This window comes from Streptomyces sp. NPDC001292, from assembly GCF_042896465.1.
GTDB lineage: Bacteria > Actinomycetota > Actinomycetes > Streptomycetales > Streptomycetaceae > Streptomyces.
In genome coordinates this window covers 27114-47463 of record NZ_JBIAXG010000007.1, presented here as the reverse complement: position 1 = coordinate 47463, position 20350 = coordinate 27114, and the positions used below count along the sequence as shown (strand labels likewise).

Sequence of the window (20350 nt, the reverse complement as noted above, 5' to 3'; positions counted from 1 at the left end):
GTAAGACTCGATCACTTGCTGAGTGGCCGAGCGGCGTGAGCCAGGAATTCCCTTGCTTCCGGTCGGGGGAGGGGTCAATTCTCCAGGTTGTTGTCGATGGTCTTGGTGGCCGTGGCCCAAGCTGCCTCCGGGGACTTGCCCTTGGTCACCAAGATGACCCCGTTGTCCGTCAGGCCCTGCTGGACGATCTGGTCCTTCGGGCCGATCGTCTGGACCGGGATGGACTTGGCGGCCTCCGCGAAGATCTGGCCGATGGGCGCGTCACCGGTCATCTCGTTCTTCGCGTCGGTCACCGACGGCATGGAGTAGGCGCCCGGCGCGCTCGGGAAGCTGCCCTGGACGGCGAACAGCTTCGCCTGCTGCTCGGGAGCCGTCAGCCAGGTGATGAACGCCGTCGCCTCCTTCACGTGCTTGCCGCTCTTGGGCACGGCCAGGAAGGAACCGCCCCAGTTGCCGCCCTTGGGCGGCACGGCCACGTCCCACTTGCCGGCCGCGTCCGGCTTCGACTTGCCCTTGATGGTGCCGAGCATCCACGGCGGGCAGGCGACGGTGGCGAACTTGTTGTTCGCGATCGTCTGGTCCCAGGCCGGCTGGAACTGCGTCTGCGACTGGACCAGTCCCTCCTGGGCGGCCTTGGCGGTCAGGTCGAAGGCGGCCTTGACGGCGGGGTTCGTCTTGTAGACGACGTTGCCGGAGGCGTCGTAGAACCGCTCCTTCTCACTGCTGAGGATCGCGTTGATCAGACCGCCGGGGGAGTCCATGAAGTAGGTGCCCTTGGGCGCCTTCTTCCTGAACGTCTCGCCCGCCGTGACGAACTTGTTCCAGTCGCCCGCCCACAGCTTGCCGACCGCCTCGCGGTCGGTGGGCAGACCGGCCTGCTCGAAGAGGTCCTTGCGGTAGCAGATCGCCATCGGGCCGATGTCGGTGCCGAGGCCGATGGTCTGGTTGTCCCTGGTGGTGGCCTGCTGCCACTTCCAGTCCAGCCAGTTGCCCTTGTCCACGCCCGAGGCCTTGGAGAGGTCCTCGAACTTGTCCGCCTGGGTGGCGACGACCTCGGCGATGTTGCCGACCTCGACGGCCTGGACGTCCATCAGGCCGCTGTTGGTGGTGAGGTGGTTGACGAGCGCCGGGTAGTAGTTCTCGTTGCGCTCGGTGACGTTCTCCTGGATCTTGATGTCGGGGTGCAGCTTCTCGTACTCGGCGTAGAGGCCGGCCTCCTTGAAGCCCATGGTGCCGAAGAGCCCCATTTTGATCGTGACCTTGCCACCGCCGCCGTTGCCGCCGCCGTCGGACGAGCCGGACTTGTCTCCGCTGTCGTTGGCGCAGCCGGCCAGCAGCCCGGCGCCGAGCGACGCGGCTGCCGCCAGGACCACCGCCTTGCGGGCGATGGGGGTCCCCCCACTCGAGCGAAGCCGAGAATGGGGGAGGAAAGGTGCTCGCATTGCGTCCTCCTGTTGCCCTGACGTGCCGACCCCCCGGCCAACTGCATGTGGGACCCGTTTTGTACTCGCTGCGGCTCGGGCGGGGAACGTGCGGGTTGTGTATGTGTCAGGTACTGTGGGAGCGCTCCCACAGGTGATGGGTTGAAGAGTCGCGGGTCCGAGCGGGGGTGTCAAGGGTGTGAGCGAGGACAAATGCGTTCGGTTATCGGCCTGTTAGCTGACGCGGGAGGGGAAGGTTTTCGCCCCGGGTTTTCGCCCCGGGCATGCGGAGCCGCTCCGTCCCCGGGGGCCGCCCCGGCGGCCCCCGGTCACGGCGTCCGCGCTCGGGAGACTGTTAGATTCCAGGCCAAGGCGGTTTCGACGGCGGAAGGGCGGAGCCAATGACAGGCCACGGAGCGCGGGGCCGGAGCGGCGGTCGGCCGACCCTCGAAGAGGTCGCCGCGCGGGCCGGCGTCGGCCGCGGCACCGTCTCGCGGGTGATCAACGGCTCGCCCCGGGTCAGCGACGCCACCCGGGCCGCCGTCGAGGCGGCGGTCGCCGAACTCGGCTATGTCCCCAACACAGCCGCCCGCGCCCTCGCCGCCAACCGCACCGACGCGATCGCCCTCGTCGTGCCCGAGCCCGAGACCCGCTTCTTCGCCGAGCCGTACTTCTCGGACATGCTGCGGGGTGTCGGCGCCGGACTGTCGGACACGGAGATGCAGTTGCTGCTGATCTTCGCCGGCAGCGACCGGGAGCGGCAGCGGCTGGCCCAGTACCTGGCGGCGCACCGGGTCGACGGCGTCCTGCTGGTCTCGGTGCACGCGGACGACCCGCTGCCGGACATGCTGGCCCAGCTGGAGATTCCGGCCGTGATCAGCGGTCCGCGGTCGGCGGGCGAGACCCTGACCTCGGTGGACTCCGACAACTACGGCGGCGCCCGTTCCGCCGTGGAGCACCTGCTGGCCCGCGGCCGCCGCACCATCGCCCACATCACCGGCCACATGGACGTCTACGGCGCCCAGCGCCGCGTCGACGGCTACCGCGAAGCCCTGCGGGACGCGGGCCAGGAGGTCGACGAACTCCTCGTGGCCCAGGGGGACTTCACCGAGGCCGGCGGCCGCCGGGCGATGACGCGCCTGCTGGAGCACCGTCCCGACCTGGACGCCGTCTTCGCCGCCTCGGACGTCACGGCGGCCGGTGCCCGCCAGGTGCTTCGCGAGGCGGGCCGCCGCATCCCCGACGACGTGGCTCTCGTCGGCTACGACGACTCCGCCATCGCCCGCCACATGGATCCGCCCCTGACCAGCGTCCGCCAGCCCATCGAGGAGATGGGCCGCGCGATGATCGACCTCCTGCTGACCGAGATCGCCGACCGCCGCCCGGCGGTGTCCAGGGAGCTGGAGCGGCGGCAACTCGTGCTGCCTACGGAACTGGTGGTGCGGACGTCGTCGTAGCCGGCCCCGGCCCGCCGTGGAGGGTGGCTCCCGCCGCGATGAGAAGGGCGACGGTTTCGCAATGGGCCTCGTTGACCGCCCACTCCAGGGCAGAGCGGCCCGTGCCGTGATCCTCACGAAGATTCGGGTCGGCACCGTGCGTCAGCAGTTCGCGCACGGTCTCGGTGTGCCCCCAGCAGGCGGCCGCGCACAGGGGCGTGCCCTCCGATCCGTGCCCGCTCTCGGCGTCCGGGCAGGCCCCGGCCGCGAGAAGCAGGCGCGCGATCTCGGCTTCTCCCTGAACGGACACCGTGTACACCGGGGTGGTGTCCTCGCCGTCCGCACCCTCCGGATCGGCGCCGGCCCGGAGCAGCGCCTTCACCCGCGCGGCGTCGCCCAGCATGGCCGCTGCGAGGCCTCGCCGTCGGCCGCACGGCCCGGCAGCGTGCGGCCGCGGCCGCTCTCGGCCTCGGCTGCCTGGCGGCGGGCCAGGCCGTGCGCTACGGCCTGCGCTGCCGCCTGTTCATGGATATCTGGGTCGGAGCCGGAGCCGGAGCCGGAGCCGGAGCCGGAGCCGGAGCCGGAGCCGGAGCCGGAGCCGGAGCACGAGACGGCGCGGGCCGTCGTTCGGTCAGGCCAGGGAACGGGAAAAGCCCCTCACAAGCGCTTCCGCAAGTGAGGGGCTCCCTCTCAGAGGGTGAGTGACGGGACTCGAACCCGCGGCATCCTGGACCACAACCAGGTGCTCTACCAGCTGAGCTACACCCACCATGACCGGTCACAGGGGACTTGGTGGTTTCCCCGACCGGCCGAGAAGAAGTCTACAGGGTCCGAAGGGGTGCTCGCGCACGGGTTTCGCGGCGCCCCTTCGCGAGACCCCCGCTATGCCTGCTGAGCGGGCAGGACGTGCTTCGCCGCGATCGCCTTGGCGGTGTCGGAGTCGGGACCGGGCTGCGGCACGAAGACGGCCTCGCGGTAGTAGCGCAACTCCGCGATGGACTCGCGGATGTCGGCCAGGGCGCGGTGGTTGCCGTTCTTCTCCGGGCTGTTGAAGTACGTCCGCGGGTACCAGCGCCGGGCCAGCTCCTTGATCGAGGACACGTCCACGATCCGGTAGTGGAGATAGCCCTCCAGCGTCGGCATGTCGCGCAGCAGGAAGCCGCGGTCGGTGCCGACCGAGTTTCCGCACAAGGGGGCCTTGCCGGGCTCCTTGACGTACTCCCGTACGTAGGCCAGGACCTGCTCCTCGGCGTCCTTGAGCGTCGTGCCGCCGGCCAGCTCGGCGAGCAGGCCGGACGCGGTGTGCATCTCACGCACCACCTCCGGCATCGTCTCCAGCGCCGAGTCCGGCGGCCGGATGACGATGTCGACTCCCTCGCCGAGTACGTTCAGCTCGGAGTCGGTGACGAGGGCGGCCACCTCGATGAGCGCGTCGTCGGACAGCGAGAGGCCGGTCATCTCGCAGTCGATCCACACCATGCGATCGTTCATGTGTCTCACCTTACGGCGCCCCGCCGCGGCCCGGACCGGCCGTGCTGCGCCCTTGCCGGACACCGGCCGGGGCCGGGACGGGCGGGCGGACGGGACCAGGAGGCCCGTCCGCCCGCCCGTCGTGGGTCAGGAGCCGCCGCGCTGGCCCGGAACGCTCGCCGACAGGGCCGCCGTGCGGCGGGCCTGGTGGGGCACCTGGCCCTCCGGATGGAAGGAGGGCGGCGCCGACGCCGGACCGGCCGAGGCAGCCGCGGAGTGCGGTCCCGGGCCGCCCGGCACGCCGGCCGTCCCCGAGGGGAGGTCACCGTCGCCCTGCCGCTCGTTCTGCGGCCGCCGCGCCCGGTAGGCCGCCCGGTACGCCGCCGGGGACGAGCCCAGCTGCCGCCGGAAGTGGCCGCGCAGTGCCACGGGGGAGCGGAAGCCGCAGCGGCCCGCCACCTCGTCGACCGAGTAGTCGGACGTCTCCAGCAGCCGCTGCGCCTGGAGCACCCGCTGGGTGATCAGCCACTGCAGCGGCGCGCTCCCGGTCAGGGAGCGGAAGCGGCGGTCGAACGTGCGCCGGCTCATGTACGCCCGCGCCGCCAGCGTCTCCACGTCGAACTGCTCGTGGAGGTGCTCCAGCGCCCAGGCGACGACCTCGGCGAGCGGGTCGGCGCCGATCTCCTCGGGTAAAGAGCGGTCCAGGTAGCGTTCCTGGCCTCCGCTCCGGCGAGGCGGGACCACCAGCCGCCGGGCCAGCGCGCCCGCCGCCTCGTTGCCGTGGTCCGAGCGCACGATGTGCAGGCACAGGTCGATCCCGGCCGCCGTACCCGCCGACGTCAGCACGTCGCCGTCGTCGACGAACAGCTCTCTGGGATCCACGTGCACCGACGGATAGCGCTTGGCCAGCGTCGGCGCGTACATCCAGTGCGTGGTCGCCGGCCGGCCGTCCAGCAGGCCCGCCGCGGCGAGTACGAACGCCCCGGTGCACAGGCCCACGATGCGGGCGCCCTCCTCGTGCGCCCGGCGCAGCGCGTCGAGCGCCTCCTCCGGCGGCGGCGAGGTGATCGAGCGCCAGGCCGGTACGACGACCGTGCCCGCGCGTGAGATCGCCTCCAGGCCGTGCGGTGTGGTGAGTTCCAGGCCCCCTGTGGTCCGCAGCGGGCCTTCCTCGCCGCCGCACACCAGCAGTCGGTAGCGCGGTACTCCGGCGTCCTGGCGGTCAACCCCGAACACCGACAACGGTATGGAACTCTCGAAGATGGGGCCGCCGCTGAACAGCAGCACCGCGACGATCTCCTTGCGGCGTCGCCCGGAAAGCTTCCGGGCCGCGGTTTCCGGCGCGGCAGTGGAGTCGTGGCTCATACTGCTAAGCCCCCCTCGGTGGTCGCGGCTCCTCGGTTGTGTCGCTCCTGCACGTTTCCCCTCGGTCCTGCACGAGTCCCCCGCCGTAAGACAGTCAAGATCGAATCTACTGCGTCCCGCCGTGCCGTGTTGACCAGTTCGTCACCCGGCACATTGTCGACATGGCAACTTGGCGTGAAGCATTCGATCACGAAGCGTTGCACTCGGGGAGCGCGCAGGGAAGTGCGCCTTGTCGCGGTGGCCAATCCCCGTAGGGTGCGCGGTGCCGCGGAGGCCCTTTCCGTGCAGGTGGAACGGTGGGTGAGGGGTGCTTCGGCCGGGGAATGCACGGATACGAGAAGTTGGCTGAAAAGCTACGGTCGTGTGCGCAGAAACCGGTCAGCCGACCGGTGCCGTTCCGCCCGGGTGCCGACCGCCCCGGTGCGCTCCGGTCCCCGTCCTTCGGTGGTGGCCGCGGTGCGGGGCGAGCTCCTCGGCGCGCAGCCGGGCCGCCTCGCGCTCGGAGTGGCGCAGCAGGACGCGGCAGGCCCCGGTGACGGCCGCGAGACCCAGGGCGGCGCCGACGGCGCCGGCGAACGACGTGCCGTACCAGAGCAGGACCGCGGGGACGAGCGCGCAACTGAAGACGGCCCAGCGCACCACCTCGCCCGCGGTGTCCCCCGCGGCGCCCTGCCCGGTCTCCTGTGCGATGCCCAGTGCGGTGTCGTGTGCGGGGGACGGGCGTCGGTCGGGGACGGTACGGGGTCCGGACACGGCGTGCTCCCTACGGCGGCGGTTCTCCGGGTTCAACGCCTGTTCGATCGGTCGGTCACTGTGCGGCGCCGGCGCGGGTTCGGCGTGGGCGCCCGGTGGTGCCCCGCCGCTACCGCGACACCGCCCGTCGCGGAAAGTGAATCCCGTACAAACCGCCTGTACGGGGCAGCAACCATTGCGTTACGGGCGTGGCTCGTGCATGCTCCGGTGAACCGCCACGGAGAGTGCGCGGGATCTGGGCTAAGGAGGCGTGCCGCCGTACCCTTGGGGGTATGGGGACGGGAAGACCATTCCCGGACACAGCTTCGCCGCAGACTGTCGTCCCCGACAAAGGATCACAACGCCGAGACAGCCATGGCCGGTCACGAATTCTTCGAACCCGCGGACCGCAAGCGACCGGTCGCCGACCCCACGGCGGCCGATCCCCTGGCGGCGCAAGAACCACGCCATCCCTGCGATCCGGCGTTCAAGCACGGCGTCGTCGTCGGCTTCGACGGATCCACCTCCAGCGAGCGCGCCCTCGCCTACGCGATCGGCATGGCGCAGCGCACCCACTCGGGCCTGATCATCGTGCACGTCGCCAACCGGCTGCCCACCACGGTGTGGGCGGGCTGCGAGCCCCCCGTCTTCGTCGACGTGCCGGACCACCGCACCGAGGTCCTCGGTCTCGAACTGGCTTGCGCGGAGTATCTGGCGGAGGTGTCGTGGATCCTCGTCGAGCGCGGCGGCGACATCTGCCACGAGCTCGAAGAGGTCGGCAAGGAGTACGAGGCCGACGCGATCGTCGTCGGCTCCACGCACGGGCTCGTGGGGCGCCTGTTCGGCTCGGTCGCCGGCCGGCTCGCCAAGCGTGCGCAGCGGCCGGTCGTCGTCATCCCTTAGCCGGTTCCGCCCAGCCGGGCCCACGTCGGCCGACTTCCCTCTCCGGCCCGTGTACTTTCCGCGAAACTACTCGCACGTAGAGGTGTTTGTGCCTTTGTGAAGGGCATATACCGGTCACCGCACAACTGCGCAGGCATGAAGGGAGCTTGCCGTGGCCAACGACGTCTCTGCGGGAAGCACCACGACCACCATCCTCGGCCGACTCGCCCTCGGTGTCACCCTGCTGGCCTTCGGCCTCGGGTACACCGAAGTCATCAACGGAGTGACGGCGAACGACTCGGTGACGCTCGCTCACTATGTGGGCGGCGTCGCGCTGTTCGTCGCCGGACTGCTGGCCTTCCGTGATCGCGACACAGCGACCGGTACGGCCTACTGCGCGCTCGGCGCCCTCTGGTTCACCTGGGCCGTCTCGGCCGGCAACCAGGTCTCCGGCAACGGCGCGGGGCTCTTCCTGCTCCTGTTCGCCCTCGTGGCCCTGACGTTGACGCTCGCCGGCGGCGACGTACTCGGGCAGGGCACCTACGGGCTGTTCTTCGTCTCCCTGGTACTGCTCGCCATCGCGCGCTTCGCCGACAACGGCGGCCTGGCGAAGGTGGGCGGCTGGTTCGCCGTGGCGGCGGGCGCGGTCGCCTGGTACGCGGCGACGGCGGCTCTCGCCCACTGGCCCACGGAACTTCCGCGACGCGCTGCCGGCCGGGGGGTGACGGCCACCGGTTAGCTGCGCAGGCCGGGGGGTTGCTCCCCGGCGGATGAAAACGGACCCCCGCGTGATGGGTGGCACACGTGGGGGTCCGTTTTGTTGTTTTGCCTGTGCGGGTGCGTTGGGGCTGGTCGCGCAGTTCCCCGCGCCCCTTGTGCGCCCCTTCGGGGCGCCCTGTTACTCCACCGTTACCGACTTGGCGAGGTTCCTGGGCTTGTCGATGTCCCGGCCCAGGGTCAATGCCGTGTGGTAGGCGAGCAGTTGGAGGGGGATGCCCATGAGGATGGGATCCAGTTCGTCCTCGTTCTTGGGCACGACGATCGTCTGGTCGGCCTTCTCCTGCTCCTGGTGGGCGACGGCGAGGATCCTGCCGCTGCGGGCCTTGATCTCCTCCATGGCCGCGCGGTTCTTCTCCAGCAGGTCGTCGTCCGGCACGATCGCCACCGTCGGCAGGGCGGGCTCGATCAGCGCCAGCGGGCCGTGCTTGAGCTCGGAGGCCGGGTAGGCCTCGGCGTGGATGTAGGAGACCTCCTTGAGCTTCAGGGAGGCCTCACGGGCCACCGGGTAGCCCCGGACCCGGCCGATGAAGAGCATCGAGCGGGCGTCGGCGTAGTCCCGGGCCAGCCGCTCGATCTCCTCCTCCTGCTTCATGATCTCGGAGATCTGCGTCGGCAGCTTGCGCAGGCCCTCGATGATCCGTTTGCCGTCGCGCACCGACAGGTCGCGGATGCGGCCCAGGTGCAGGGCGAGCAGCGCGAAGGCGACGCAGGTGTTGGTGAAGCACTTGGTGGACACCACGCAGACCTCGGGCCCGGCGTGGACGTAGATGCCGCCGTCCGCCTCGCGGGCGATGGCGGAGCCCACCACGTTGACGACGCCGAGCACCCGCGCGCCCTTGCGCTTGAGTTCCTGCACGGCCGCCAGCACGTCGTACGTCTCACCGGACTGGGAGACCGCGACGTACAGCGTGTCGGGGTCGACCACCGCGTTGCGGTAGCGGAACTCGGAGGCCGGCTCGGCGTCGGCGGGGATGCGGGCCAGCTCCTCGATCATCTGGGCGCCGATCATGCCCGCGTGGTACGAGGTGCCGCAGCCGAGGATCTTCACCCGGCGCACCGCGCGCGCCTCGCGGGCGTCGAGGTTGATGCCGCCGAGGTGCACGGTGGCGAACCGGTCGTCGATCCGGCCGCGCAGCACCCGGTCCACGGCCTCGGCCTGCTCGTGGATCTCCTTGTGCATGTAGGTGTCGTGGCCGCCCATGTCGTAGGAGGCGGCCTCCCACTCCACGGTGGTCGGCTCGGCGGTGGTCCGGGTGCCCTCGGTGGTGTACGTACGGAAGTCGTCGGCCTTGAGGGTGGCCATCTCGCCGTCGTCGAGGGTGACTATCTGCCGGGTGTGGGTGACCAGCGCGGCGATGTCGGAGGCGACGAACATCTCCTTCTCGCCGATGCCGAGCACGACCGGCGAGCCGTTGCGGGCCACCACGATGCGGTCGGGGAAGTCGGCGTGCAGGACGGCGATGCCGTAGGTGCCCTCGACCATGCGGACGGCGGCGCGGACCTTCTCCTCCAGCGTCTCGGCCTCGGAGTGGGCGATGAGGTGGGTGAGTACCTCGGTGTCGGTCTCGGAGAGGAACTCCACGCCGTCCGCCTGAAGCTTGCGGCGCAGGTCGGAGGCGTTGTCGATGATGCCGTTGTGCACGACGGCGACCTTGTTGTCGGCCGACATGTGCGGGTGGGCGTTCACGTCGGAGGGGGCGCCGTGGGTGGCCCAGCGGGTGTGGGCGATGCCGGTGGTGCCCTTGAAGCGCGCCGGGACCTTGGCCTCCAGGTCGCGGACCCGGCCCTTGGCCTTGACCATCTTCAGGCCGGCCGTCTTCGGCGAGGTGACGGCGATGCCCGCGGAGTCGTAGCCGCGGTACTCCAGGCGCTGAAGGCCTTCCAGGAGCAGCGGCGCGACGTCACGCTTCCCGATGTATCCGACGATTCCGCACATGTACAGGTACCCCTCAGCCGTAGACGATCCGGCGCAGCTGCCGGAGGGAGAGTTCCGGCGGTGCCACCGCGCGGTACTTCAGGTCCGCCCCGATCCGTTCGAAGATCTCCGCGTTCACCAGGCCCTGGGCCTGCAACTCGCGGTGGCGGCGACGGACGAACTCCTCGGTCGTCTCGTCGAAGTAGGCGAGCACGTCCTGGACCACCCGTAGTGCCTCGCCCCGGTTCAGGGGCGTGGACCGTGTCAGGTGATCAACAAGTTCGTCGTGCACCCGGTGGATTCTGGAGTAACGGGCGGGCTTTCGCAAGAAACCTGCCCGATTTCGGGCAGGGGGTGTCGGTGGGGTTGGGCGGGGGGCGGGACGCGGTGTCGCCCGGACGGTTGTCACATGCGTCTGAGGACCGCCTTCTTGGCCAGGGTGAACTCCTCGTCGGTCAGCACGCCCGTGCGGTGCAGATCGCCCAGCTCGCGCAGCCGCCGCAGCAGGGCGTCGTGGTCCTCCTCGGTGCCGTCCGCGCTCCGGTCGGGGGCCGCGGCCTCCACCGGCGCGGACCCGCCGCACACGGCCCCGTCCGCGGGTGCGGCCGGATGCGGCAGCCGGGCCTGCACGGCCGCCGCGACCAGCGCCATCAGCGGGTCCTTCTTGAAGCCCCACAGCTCCACGGCGTTCGGGTCGTGCTTGGGCGGGACGTCGGCGGGCGCGCCCCGCACCGTGAGGCGCAGGCAGCCGTTCTCCAGCCCGGCGGCGGGCAGCCACTCCACCGCGGTGATGTCGGTGAGCGCGAGCGTGCGGGCCCCGCCCGCGGCCTTGGCGTCCTCCGTCTTCCAGTTCCACTCCAGACGCACCCGCTCGCCGTCGAAGCTCGCCGTGCCGTCCCCGGCCGACACCGACAGCGGCAGCGCGGGGCCGGGCAGCAGGTACTCCGTCACCGGGCCGGAGGACACCTGCTCCAGCCGCAGGGCGTCACGGACCACGTCGACGAAGTATTCGGCGACCCCGTGGCGCTCGGACTCCACGAGCAGCTGATAGGGGTCGTGCGGCTCGGCCAGCCGGCCCCCGGTCGCGTGCAGCAGCGGATCGGCGCCGTCGCGCAGCCGCAGCCTGAGTCTCCCCGCCCGCTTGCCCTGCTCGAACGAGACGCCCGCCAGAGCGGCGAGCGGTACGCGGATCTCACCCAGGGTGCGGCGCAGCAGACCGACGTTCTTGTCCCGTCCCGGGGTCAGTCTCAGGGCGTCGCCGTCCAGGACCCAGGTGCCGTCGCTCTGTGTGATTTCCGTCATGGGGAGATTGTTTCACCGCATTTGCGGGAGAGTGGTCTATACGGACGGGGCTCCTCGAGTCCCCGAACCGAACGAAGGGAGCGCATGTGAGACGGCACCACAGCACGACTCCCCCCAGAATCCGGATGCCCAGGACGACCCGAGCCCTGGGTTCGCTGCTGCTCGTGGCGGCCGCCGGGGCCTTCGCCGTGGGCGCCGCGCCCGCCGGCAATGCGGCGTCCGCGCAGGCCGCGACGCCGCTGGGCCAGGTGGTCCCGGCCCCCGCCTCCGTCCACGCGGGCGGAACCCCGTACCGCATCACGGCGGGCACCCGCATCCGCGTCGACGACTCCCGTGAGGCGCGCCAGGTGGGCGAGTACCTCGCGGACATCCTGCGGCCCTCCACCGGCTACCGCCTGCCGCTGACCACACAGGGCCACGGCGGCATCCGCCTGCGGCTGGCCCAGGGGTCGTACGGCGCCGAGGGCTACCGGCTGGACAGCGCGGCGAGCGGGGTGACGATCAGCGCCCGGGAGCCGGCCGGCCTCTTCCACGGTGTGCAGACCCTGCGGCAGCTGCTGCCCCCGGCCGTCGAGAGGAAGTCCGTGCAGCCGGGCCCGTGGCTGGTCGCCGGCGGCACCATCCAGGACAGCCCGCGCTACGCCTACCGGGGCGCCATGCTCGACGTCTCCCGGCACTTCTTCACCGTCGCGCAGGTCAAGCGCTACATCGACGAACTCGCCCTCTACAAGATCAACAAGCTGCATCTGCACCTGAGCGACGACCAGGGCTGGCGCATCGCCATCGACTCCTGGCCGCGCCTGGCGACCCACGGCGGCTCGACGCAGGTCGGCGGCGGCGCGGGCGGCCACTACACCAAGGCCGACTACAAGGAGATCGTCCGCTACGCCGCCTCCCGCCATCTGGAGGTCGTGCCCGAGATCGACATGCCCGGCCACACCAACGCGGCCCTCGCCTCCTACGCGGAGCTGAACTGCGACGGGGTGGCACCCCCGCTGTACACCGGCACCAAGGTCGGGTTCAGCTCGCTGTGCGTGTCCAAGGAGATCACGTACGACTTCGTGGACGACGTCATCCGCGAGCTGGCCGCCCTCACCCCCGGCCGGTACCTGCACATCGGCGGTGACGAGGCGCACTCCACGAGCCACGAGGACTATGTGAAGTTCATGGACCGGGTGCAGCCGATCGTCGCCGAGTACGGCAAGACGGTGATCGGCTGGCACCAGCTGACCGGTGCCACGCCGGCCAAGGGCGCGCTCGCCCAGTACTGGGGCCTCGACTCCACCAGCGCGGCGGAGAAGGCCCAGGTCGCGCAGGCCGCGCAGAACGGCACCGGGCTGATCCTGTCCCCGGCCGACCGGGCGTACCTCGACATGAAGTACACCAAGGACACCCCGCTCGGACTGGCCTGGGCCGGCTACGTCGAGGTGCGGCGGTCCTACGACTGGGATCCGGGCAGCTACGTGCCGGGCGCGCCCGCCTCCGCGATCCGCGGTGTCGAGGCCCCGCTGTGGTCGGAGACCCTGTCCACCTCCGCCCACATCGACACCATGGCCTTCCCCCGGCTGCCCGGCGTCGCCGAACTCGGCTGGTCGCCCGCGGCCACGCACGACTGGGACACCTACAAGGCGCGCCTCGCGGCCCAGGCGCCGCGCTGGGACGCGCTCGGGATCGGGTACTACCGCTCCCCACAGGTGCCCTGGCCCGCGCAATAGGTCCGGTCAGGTCCTGTCGCCCGTCGGGCGGGACTCGGGCCGATGCGCTGACGGGCACCCCGGAGGACCGTACTCCGGGGTGCCCGTCCGTCTGGGTGGGGGCTCAACGCCCCGCGAGGGGGTTGCGCAGGGTCCCGACCAGCTGGAGCGCTCCGGAGGGGTCCGCTAGGTCCACCATCTGCCGGTTGTTCCGCAGCTGGAGGCGGTTGAGGCAGGACAGCGGGAACTCGGGGGCGAACAGGTCGTACTGGCGGAACTTCCCGGCGAGTTCGGGCACCGACTCCTGGTACTCGCGGACCACCTCGGCGACCGTCCGCCAGAAGTCGTCCTCCTCCAGGATCCCCTCGGTGGCGAGGCCCGCGGCCAGGAAGCGGAAGAAACAGTCGAAGACGTCCGTGAAGAGGGACAGCAGCTTCTTGTCCTCCGGGACATCCACCCGGATCCGCCGCACCTGGGGCGGCAGCGCGGCGTCCGGGTCCAGCACCGCGATCTCCTCGGCGATGTCCTTGAAGATCGCCCGCCGCACCTCGCCGTCCTCCAGCACCAGGATCACGTTCTCGCCGTGCGGCATGAACACCAGGTCGTAGGCGTAGAAGCTGTGCAGGAGCGGAGTGAGGTAGGCGCGCAGACAGCCGCGCAGCCACTGCCTCGGGGACAGCCCGGAGCGCTCGATCAGCGCACCCGCGAAGGACGCGCCCTCGTGGTCCACGTGCAGCAGCGAGGCCATGGTGGCCAGGGACTCGCCGTCGCGCAGCGAGGGCACCGGACTCTCGCGCCACAGCGCGGCCAGCATCTTCCGGTACGGCGAGTAGCGGTCCGTCGCCTCCTCGTACTCCAGGTGCCGGTAGCCGACGGCCGCCCGCTCGCGGATGATCGTCAGGCCGGTCGCCTTCAGCACCGGGTCGTCGGCGATGAGCTGGGCCAGCCAGTCGTTGATGGCCGGGGTGGCCTCCATGTACGCGGCCGACAGTCCACGCATGAAGCCCATGTTGAGCACGGACAGCGCCGTCTTGACGTAGTGCCGGTGCGGGTTCGTGCGGTTGAAGAAGGTCCGGATGGACTGCTGGGCCAGGTACTCGTCGTCGCCCTCGCCCAGGCAGACCAGGTGCCGGCGGGCGATCTCGGCGGCGAAGGTGACGGTGAGCTTGTTCCGCCACTGCCAGGGGTGGACGGGCATGAGCAGGTAGTCGGCGGGGTCGAGGCCCTGGCCGGTGAGCCGGGCGTGGAGGCGCTCGACGGTCTCCGGACCCAGCTCCTCGCGCAGGAAGGCCTCGTACTCGATGCCGACGCCTGCCGTGAACGCCGCCCGTGAGCGGTGCGCGGCCACCCACACCAGCCGGACGGGGCTCGCGGTCTCGGGGGCGTACGACAGGTACTCGTGGACCCCGAAGCCGAGCCGCCCGTTGTTGGCGACGAAGCAGGGGTGGCCCTCGGTCATGCCGCTCTCGATGTCCTGGAAGGAGCCCTTCGCCAGCTCGGCGGAGGTGACCCGCGGCTTGGCGAGCTTGTAGCAGGTGCTCGCCAGGGTGGAGGAGATCTCCTCCAGGTAGATCGGGAGGATCTCGTCGCTCAGCCCCAGCGACGCCTTGCACTCGATGAAGAAGTCCAGTGCGGCCGGCGGCAGTTCGACGCCGTCACGCCGGCGGGTGATCGAGTCCGGGTCCACCTGCCAGTGGTCGAGGGCGCGGCGGACGGCGGTGAAGCGGTAGTGGGTGCGGCCGTCGTCGGTGTGGACGACGTAGTGGTCGCCGTCCGGCCGGGGAGCGAGCAGCCGCTCGTGGGTGAACTCGGCGAGCGCCTTGCGTATGAGCAGGCGGTTGGCGGTCTCCCAGCGCTCCGGGGAGAGGTGGGACACGGCGTCGGCGAGGATCATGCCGTCACCCCCGTCGCCGCGGTGAACTGCTCCCGGGTGCAGAAGCTCAGCAGCGCCGTCTTCTCGGGTTTCCGGATCTCGCGCTCCGGCACGAACCCGACGGCCGTGTTCAGCGCCCGCACGGCCGTGTTGCGCACGTCGGGCTCCACCACGACCCGGCGCGTCGCCGGATCCTCGAACAGGTGCCGCATCACGGCGGTGAGCACGGCCCGGGTGAACCCGTGCACGGGTGTGTCGGTCGGCGCGACCAGGAAGTGCATGCCGACGTCCCCCGGTTCCGGCTCGTACAGCCCCACCAGCTCGCGGTGGGCCGGGTCGTACCTCTCCATCAGGAAGGCGGGCTCGCCGTCGTGCAGGCCGAGGAAGGCGTCGTGGCGGCGGTCGGCGGCGATCTCCATGTAGGCGCGTTCGACGTCCGTGAGCTTCGCGTCCTGCATCATCCAGAACGTCGCCTTGGGGTGGGTGACCCAGCCGTGCAGCAGCTCGGCGTCCTTCAGCGGGTCGAGCGGACGGATCGTGAAGGTCATACGGCGAACTCCTGGAAAGCGATGGTCTTCTCGACCGGGTAGTGCTCGGTGCCGAGCAGCTCGCGGATGATGCAGCTGTTGCGGTACGCGCCCATGCCCAGGTCGGGGCTGGTGATGCTGTGGGTGTGCACGCCGGCGTTCTGGAGGAAGACGCCCCGGCCGGTGACGTCGATGGCGTAGTCGCGGCCGATGTCGTGGTTGCCGTGGGAGTCGTAGCGCAGCCGGTCCCGGATCGGCTTCAGGAACTCCGGTTCCGTGTACCGGTAGCCGGTGGCCAGGACCAGGCCGTCGGAGCGCAGTTCGAAGTCCTTTCCCTGCTCCTGCTGACGGAAGGTGAGGGTGTACGCGCCGTCGCGGTGGGTCGCCCCGGTGAGCGCGGAGTTGGTGAGCAGGCGGGTGGGGACCGGGCCGCTGAGGTTCTTCTGGTAGAGCAGGTCGAAGATCTCGTCGATCAGAGTGCCGTCGATGCCCTTGAACAGGCCCTTCTGCTGCTCGGTGAGGCGGTAGCGGGTCTGCTCCGGCAGCGCGTGGTAGTAGTCGATGTACTCCGGGGAGGTCATCTCCAGCGTGAGCTTGGTGTACTCCAGCGGGAAGAAGCGCGGGGAGCGGGTGACCCAGTTCAGCCGGTAGCCGTGGACGTCGATCTCGCCGAGCAGGTCGAGGTAGATCTCGGCGGCGGACTGGCCGCTGCCGACCAGCGTGATCGACTCCTTGCGCTGGAGCGCCGCCCTGTGCTCCAGATAGCTGGAGTTGTGCAGCAAGTCGCCGGGCAGGTCGCGGCAGGCCTCGGGGAGGTACGGGGGCGTGCCCGTGCCGAGCACCAGGCGGCGGGCGCGGTACGCGTCTTCGCTGTGCGTCCGCACGGTGTACAGCTCGTCGCCCTCGTCGTACGTCACCTCGGTGACCGTCGTGCCGAAGCGGACGCTGCTCAGCCGGGACGCCGCCCAGCGGCAGTAGTCGTCGTACTCGACGCGCAGCGGGTAGAAGTTCTCCCGGATGTAGAACGAGTACAGGCGCCCCTTCTCCTTCAGGTAGTTGAGGAAGGAGAACGGGGAGGTCGGGTCGGCCAGGGTGACCAGGTCCGACATGAACGGGGTCTGCAGGTGGGCGCCGTCGAGGAACATGCCCGAGTGCCACTCGAAGTCGGGCTTGGACTCCAGAAAGACGCCGTTCAGTTCGGAGATCGGCTCGGCGAGGCAGGCCAGGCCGAGGTTGAAGGGGCCCAGGCCGATGCCCACGAAGTCGTAGGCGGTCCGGGGCCGTTCCGGGACCTCGGGGTCTTCGGGGGTTTCGGTCGCTTCAGGACGCGCGGTCAAGGGACTCTCCCAGGTACTGCTCGGCGTGGCCGGCGATCAGGTCGAGGACGGCGGTGAGGTCGCCGGTCGTGGTCTCGGGGTTGAGCAGGGTGAACTTCAGGTGGTGGCGGCCGGCGACCTTGGTGCCCGCGACCGCGGCGGCGCCGGAGGCGAACAGGGCCTTGCGGGCGTAGAGGTTGGCGCGGTCGATCTCGGCCGGGTCGGTGACGCCCGCCGGGATGTAGCGGAAGACCAGGGTGGACAGCGCCGGCTCGACGACGACGTCGAAGCGCGGGTCGGCGGCGAGCAGCTTCCAGCCCGCGGCGGCCAGGTCGCACACCTCGTCGAAGAGCTGTCCGATGCCGTCGGCGCCCATCACGCGCAGGGTCATCCACAGTTTGAGGGCGTCGAAGCGGCGGGTGGTCTGTAGGGACTTGTCGACCTGGTTGGGGATGCGCTCGGTCACCGCGCGACGCGGGTTGAGGTAGTCCGCGTGATAGGTGGCGTGCCGCAGGACCGAGGCGTCCCGGACCAGCACGGCGGAGGAACTCACCGGCTGGAAGAAGGACTTGTGGTAGTCGACGGTGACCGAGTCGGCGCGTGCGATGCCGGCAAGCAGCTCGCGCCGGGTGGGGGAGACCAGCAGGCCACCGCCGTAGGCCGCGTCGACGTGCAGCCAGGTGCCGAACCGTTCGCACAGTCCGGCGATCTCGGGCAGCGGGTCGATGGAGCCGAAGTCGGTGGTGCCGGCGGTGGCGACCACGGCCATCGGGACCAGTCCGTCGCGGCGGCAGCGCTCCAGTTCGTGGGCGAGCGCGAGGGTCTGCATGCGCTTGTCGTGGTCGACCGGGACGCAGACCACCGACTCGGGTCCCAGGCCGAGCAGTCGCGCGGACTTGCGCACACTGAAGTGGCTCGCCTCGGAGGTGAGGATCCGCAGTTCGGACAGGGCGCCGCTCGCGGCCTCCTCGCGGGCCAGCAGCAGCGCCTGGAGGTTGGACTGGGTTCCGCCGGAGGTGAACACGCCGTCGGCGTCGGTGCCGAGGCCGATGCGGGCGGCCGTCCAGTCGATGAGCTTGCGCTCGATCAGGGTGCCGCCCGCCGACTGGTCCCAGGTGTCGAGGGAGGAGTTGACGGCGGACAGAACGGCCTCGCCGAGCACCGCCGGGATGACGACCGGGCAGTTGAGGTGGGCGAGGTAGCGGGGGTGGTGGAAGTAGACGGCGTCCTGGAGGTAGACCTCCTCCAGCTCGTCGAGGGCCGCCGTGGTGTCGTTCAGCGGCCGGTCCAGGTCGATCCGCTCGATGCGGGGGGCCAGGACGTCGGCGGTCACGCCCGTGAACGGCCGGTCGGTGGTGGCCAGTCGGGCGGCCACCCGCTCCACTCCTTCTTTCACGGACCGCCGGTAGTGCTCCGCGGTCAGGTCATTGAGCAGGTGTGAGCGCATGTGGGGGGTCCTCCGGTGAGGTGGGGACGGTCCGTGCGGGACGGGAAAGCGGCACCGTTCGCCCGGTCAACTTAGGTTAGCCTAACCTAATCGATCGACCGAGTGTCGCCCCTGCCATGACCGGTGTCACTCCTGCGCGCGCAACTGCTCCTCGCTCAGACCGTGCCGCCAGTAGCCCACGAAGGTGACGCGGCGCCGGTCGGTCCCGCGCTGGCCGACGAAGTGCCGGCGCAGCGCCCGGACGCTCCCGGACTCTCCCGCGAGCCAGACGTACGGCCGCGCACCGGCGGGGAATTGGGCGCCGCGAAGGGCGTCGAGCGCCATCGGGGACCGCTCCGGACGGCCCGGGTCACGCACCAGCCAGGTGACCTCGGCGTGGGCGTCGGTCGCCACGTCCTGGACGTCACCCGCGTGCCCCACCTCCAGCCAGGCGCGCACCCGCGTGCCGGCCGGCAGCGACTCCAGGATCGCGGTCGCCGCGGGCACGGCGGTCTCGTCGCCCCACATCACCACCAGATCGGTGTCCTCGGGCGGGCGGAAGCGGATCGCCCGGTTGTCCGCGACCACCGGGCCGAGCAGCAGGACGCGGTCGCCCGGCGTGGCACGGGCGGCCCAGCGGGAGGCGGGGCCGGCGGGCACCGCGGCGCCGGGCTCCATGCCGTGCAGGGCGAAGTCGATGTCGATCTCGTCGGGTCCACGGCGCAGGGAGCGCAGGGTGTACGAGCGCATCACCGCCCGTACGTCGTCGGGGAGTTCGCGCCATCCCTGCCACCAGCCTCCCCCACTCTCGGCTTCGCTCGAGCGGGGGGACCCGCAGCCGAGTTCGAGCGGCACCACCGGCTCGGACTGGCCCGGGTGCGGCAGGAACAGGGAGAGGGACTGGTCGCGTCCGTCGGAGTGGAAGGCGTGCAGCTCGGGTCCCGCGAACGTGATCCGGACGAGAGACGGGCCGAGCCGCCTCGTCCGTACGACCTGGAGGGAGAAGAAGCGGAACGGGGCGGCCACGGCCGTCGTCATGGGTGCTCCTGAGTCATCGTCAGGGTGCTTGTGTGTGTGGGGGGTGGTGCGTGTGCGGGGCGGGTCGGGTCAGGCGACCTTCTTCGCCGTCTCGATGGCCTTCGCGAGGTCCTCGAGCAGCGGGGCGCACTTGTCGTACGACAGGATCGGCTCGGGATCGCGGGCGATGACCTGGTTCGCCCTGACCGCGGGGAGCTTCTTCCAGGTGCCCTGGGTGATGTCGGCGGGCTGGATGGCCGAGGTGCGGTTGTCCATCATGATGATGTCCGCGGCGTACTTGTCGGCGTTCTCCCAGCTCAGGGACTCGTACCAGCCGCCGCCCTGCTTCTTGGCGCTCTCCGGGGGCTCGACGAAGTTCACGCCGAGGGCCTTGAAGTACTCCAGGTCGATGGAGAGGTTGGTGCCGGAGACGTAGAACAGGTCCTGGCTCGCGGAGCCCGCCAGCACCTTGATGTCCGGCTTCGACCGGGCGGCGGCGCGCAGCCGGGCGGCCGCGTCCTCGAACCGCTTCCTGGCCTGCTTCACGTTGTCGCCGGTGACGTCCGCGCCGAGCGACTTGGCCAGCGCAAGCATGCGCTGCAGCGGCTCCGTCAGCTGCCGGTCGTGGACGGAGATCCCGACGGTGGGGGCGCCGACGGCGAGGATCTTCCTCTTCGACTCCTCCGGGACGTACCAGAGGGTGCCCGCGTCGTCGAACATGGTGGAGACGAGCAGGTCGGGGGCGAGGGACGCGTACTTCTCGATGTTGAACTGGCCCCACTCGTTGCCGAACACCGTCACCTTGCTGACGTCCATGTCGCCGGCCTGCACATCGGCCTTGCCGTCCTTGGTCGTCGTCGGGCCGAAGACGCCCTCGACCCGGACACCGTAGTCGTGCAGCGCGGCGGCGACCCCGATGAAGGCGACGATGCGCGAGGGGGCCTTGTCGGCCTTCACGGTCTGCCCGCGGTCGTCCTTGAAGGACCAGGGGCCGGACGCGCCGGCCGCCGCCTTGCCGCCCGAGCCGCCGTCTTTCGCCTCGTCGTCACCGCAGGCTGCGAGCACGGCGCCGAGGCCGAGGGCGCCGCCCGCGGCGAGGATGCCGCGGCGGGAGAGGTGGGTGGCACGGGCGTTGGGCATGGGTGTGACTGCTTTCGAACGGGGCGGAGCGCCCGCCGGACAGGTTCGAAGGTA

Annotated in this window: 18 protein-coding genes and 1 tRNA gene; 4 read left to right on the top strand and 15 right to left on the bottom strand. The window is 70.7% G+C overall.

Annotation, left to right across the window (positions count from 1 at the left end; all coding sequences use genetic code 11):
• Positions 1-74: 74 nt before the first annotated feature.
• Positions 75-1442, bottom strand: coding sequence for an ABC transporter substrate-binding protein (locus tag ACFY4A_RS10575; RefSeq protein ID WP_390829032.1), 1368 nt, complete (start codon positions 1440-1442; stop codon positions 75-77).
• A gap of 380 nt (positions 1443-1822) precedes the next feature.
• Between ACFY4A_RS10575 and ACFY4A_RS10570 the strand changes: the two genes are divergently transcribed.
• A complete protein-coding gene (locus ACFY4A_RS10570; protein WP_390829031.1) occupies positions 1823-2878 on the top strand; it encodes a LacI family DNA-binding transcriptional regulator in 1056 nt (351 codons plus the stop codon).
• On the opposite strand, the gene ACFY4A_RS10565 is transcribed toward ACFY4A_RS10570, so the two are convergent.
• The 5 genes from ACFY4A_RS10565 to ACFY4A_RS10545 form a co-directional block, all read right to left on the bottom strand.
• On the bottom strand, positions 2847-3260 hold the full coding sequence (locus ACFY4A_RS10565) for an ankyrin repeat domain-containing protein (RefSeq protein WP_390829030.1): 414 nt from the start codon (positions 3258-3260) through the stop codon (positions 2847-2849). The genes ACFY4A_RS10570 and ACFY4A_RS10565 overlap by 32 nt on opposite strands.
• 293 nt (positions 3261-3553) lie before the next feature.
• Positions 3554-3626: transfer RNA gene (locus tag ACFY4A_RS10560), tRNA-His, on the bottom strand.
• 113 nt (positions 3627-3739) lie between these two features.
• Entirely contained in the window at positions 3740-4348 is a 609-nt protein-coding gene (gene orn / locus ACFY4A_RS10555) for an oligoribonuclease (RefSeq protein ID WP_390829029.1), read from the bottom strand.
• Positions 4349-4474: 126 nt separating this feature from the next.
• Entirely contained in the window at positions 4475-5692 is a 1218-nt protein-coding gene (locus tag ACFY4A_RS10550; protein ID WP_390829028.1) for a helix-turn-helix domain-containing protein, read from the bottom strand.
• Positions 5693-6070: 378 nt separating this feature from the next.
• Positions 6071-6445, bottom strand: coding sequence for a hypothetical protein (locus ACFY4A_RS10545; RefSeq protein ID WP_390829027.1), 375 nt, complete (start codon positions 6443-6445; stop codon positions 6071-6073).
• Between the two features lie 354 nt (positions 6446-6799).
• On the opposite strand from ACFY4A_RS10545, the gene ACFY4A_RS10540 reads away from it, so the two are divergent.
• Together ACFY4A_RS10540 and ACFY4A_RS10535 are read left to right on the top strand one after the other, a co-directional pair.
• On the top strand, positions 6800-7327 hold the full coding sequence (locus tag ACFY4A_RS10540) for a universal stress protein (RefSeq protein WP_390829026.1): 528 nt from the start codon (positions 6800-6802) through the stop codon (positions 7325-7327).
• Positions 7328-7478: 151 nt separating this feature from the next.
• Positions 7479-8045, top strand: coding sequence for a GPR1/FUN34/YaaH family transporter (locus ACFY4A_RS10535; RefSeq protein ID WP_382616684.1), 567 nt, complete (start codon positions 7479-7481; stop codon positions 8043-8045).
• 159 nt (positions 8046-8204) lie between these two features.
• On the opposite strand, the gene glmS is transcribed toward ACFY4A_RS10535, so the two are convergent.
• The 3 genes from glmS to ACFY4A_RS10520 all read right to left on the bottom strand — a co-directional run bounded on the left by glmS (position 8205) and on the right by ACFY4A_RS10520 (position 11303).
• Positions 8205-10022, bottom strand: a complete 1818-nt coding sequence (glmS, locus tag ACFY4A_RS10530) for a glutamine--fructose-6-phosphate transaminase (isomerizing) (protein WP_390829025.1) — start codon at positions 10020-10022, stop codon at positions 8205-8207.
• A 13-nt stretch (positions 10023-10035) separates the two neighbouring features.
• Positions 10036-10293, bottom strand: coding sequence for a hypothetical protein (locus ACFY4A_RS10525; RefSeq protein ID WP_189705630.1), 258 nt, complete (start codon positions 10291-10293; stop codon positions 10036-10038).
• A 113-nt stretch (positions 10294-10406) separates the two neighbouring features.
• A complete protein-coding gene (locus tag ACFY4A_RS10520) occupies positions 10407-11303 on the bottom strand; it encodes a DUF4429 domain-containing protein (RefSeq protein WP_390829024.1) in 897 nt (298 codons plus the stop codon).
• A 125-nt stretch (positions 11304-11428) separates the two neighbouring features.
• Here ACFY4A_RS10520 and ACFY4A_RS10515 point away from each other — a divergent pair, with 125 nt between their 5' ends.
• Positions 11429-13018, top strand: a complete 1590-nt coding sequence (locus ACFY4A_RS10515; protein ID WP_390829023.1) for a beta-N-acetylhexosaminidase — start codon at positions 11429-11431, stop codon at positions 13016-13018.
• 103 nt (positions 13019-13121) lie between these two features.
• Here ACFY4A_RS10515 and ACFY4A_RS10510 read toward each other — a convergent pair whose 3' ends face one another.
• The 6 genes from ACFY4A_RS10510 to ACFY4A_RS10485 all read right to left on the bottom strand — a co-directional run bounded on the left by ACFY4A_RS10510 (position 13122) and on the right by ACFY4A_RS10485 (position 20296).
• On the bottom strand, positions 13122-14891 hold the full coding sequence (locus ACFY4A_RS10510; RefSeq protein ID WP_390829022.1) for an IucA/IucC family protein: 1770 nt from the start codon (positions 14889-14891) through the stop codon (positions 13122-13124).
• Complete coding sequence (locus ACFY4A_RS10505) at positions 14888-15418, bottom strand: GNAT family N-acetyltransferase (RefSeq protein WP_390829021.1); 531 nt, start codon at positions 15416-15418, stop codon at positions 14888-14890. The genes ACFY4A_RS10510 and ACFY4A_RS10505 overlap by 4 nt, the downstream gene beginning before the upstream one ends.
• Positions 15415-16656 (bottom strand): lysine N(6)-hydroxylase/L-ornithine N(5)-oxygenase family protein, encoded by a 1242-nt coding sequence (locus ACFY4A_RS10500; RefSeq protein ID WP_390829186.1) that lies wholly within the window; start codon positions 16654-16656, stop codon positions 15415-15417. Before ACFY4A_RS10500 ends, ACFY4A_RS10505 begins: the two co-directional genes overlap by 4 nt.
• A 61-nt stretch (positions 16657-16717) precedes the next feature.
• On the bottom strand, positions 16718-18160 hold the full coding sequence (locus ACFY4A_RS10495; RefSeq protein WP_390829020.1) for a pyridoxal phosphate-dependent decarboxylase family protein: 1443 nt from the start codon (positions 18158-18160) through the stop codon (positions 16718-16720).
• 126 nt (positions 18161-18286) lie between these two features.
• Positions 18287-19177 carry a siderophore-interacting protein gene (locus ACFY4A_RS10490; protein WP_390829019.1) on the bottom strand — a complete coding sequence of 297 codons (891 nt, stop codon included), beginning with the start codon at positions 19175-19177 and terminating at the stop codon, positions 18287-18289.
• A gap of 69 nt (positions 19178-19246) precedes the next feature.
• On the bottom strand, positions 19247-20296 hold the full coding sequence (locus tag ACFY4A_RS10485; protein WP_390829018.1) for an ABC transporter substrate-binding protein: 1050 nt from the start codon (positions 20294-20296) through the stop codon (positions 19247-19249).
• Positions 20297-20350: the final 54 nt, after the last annotated feature.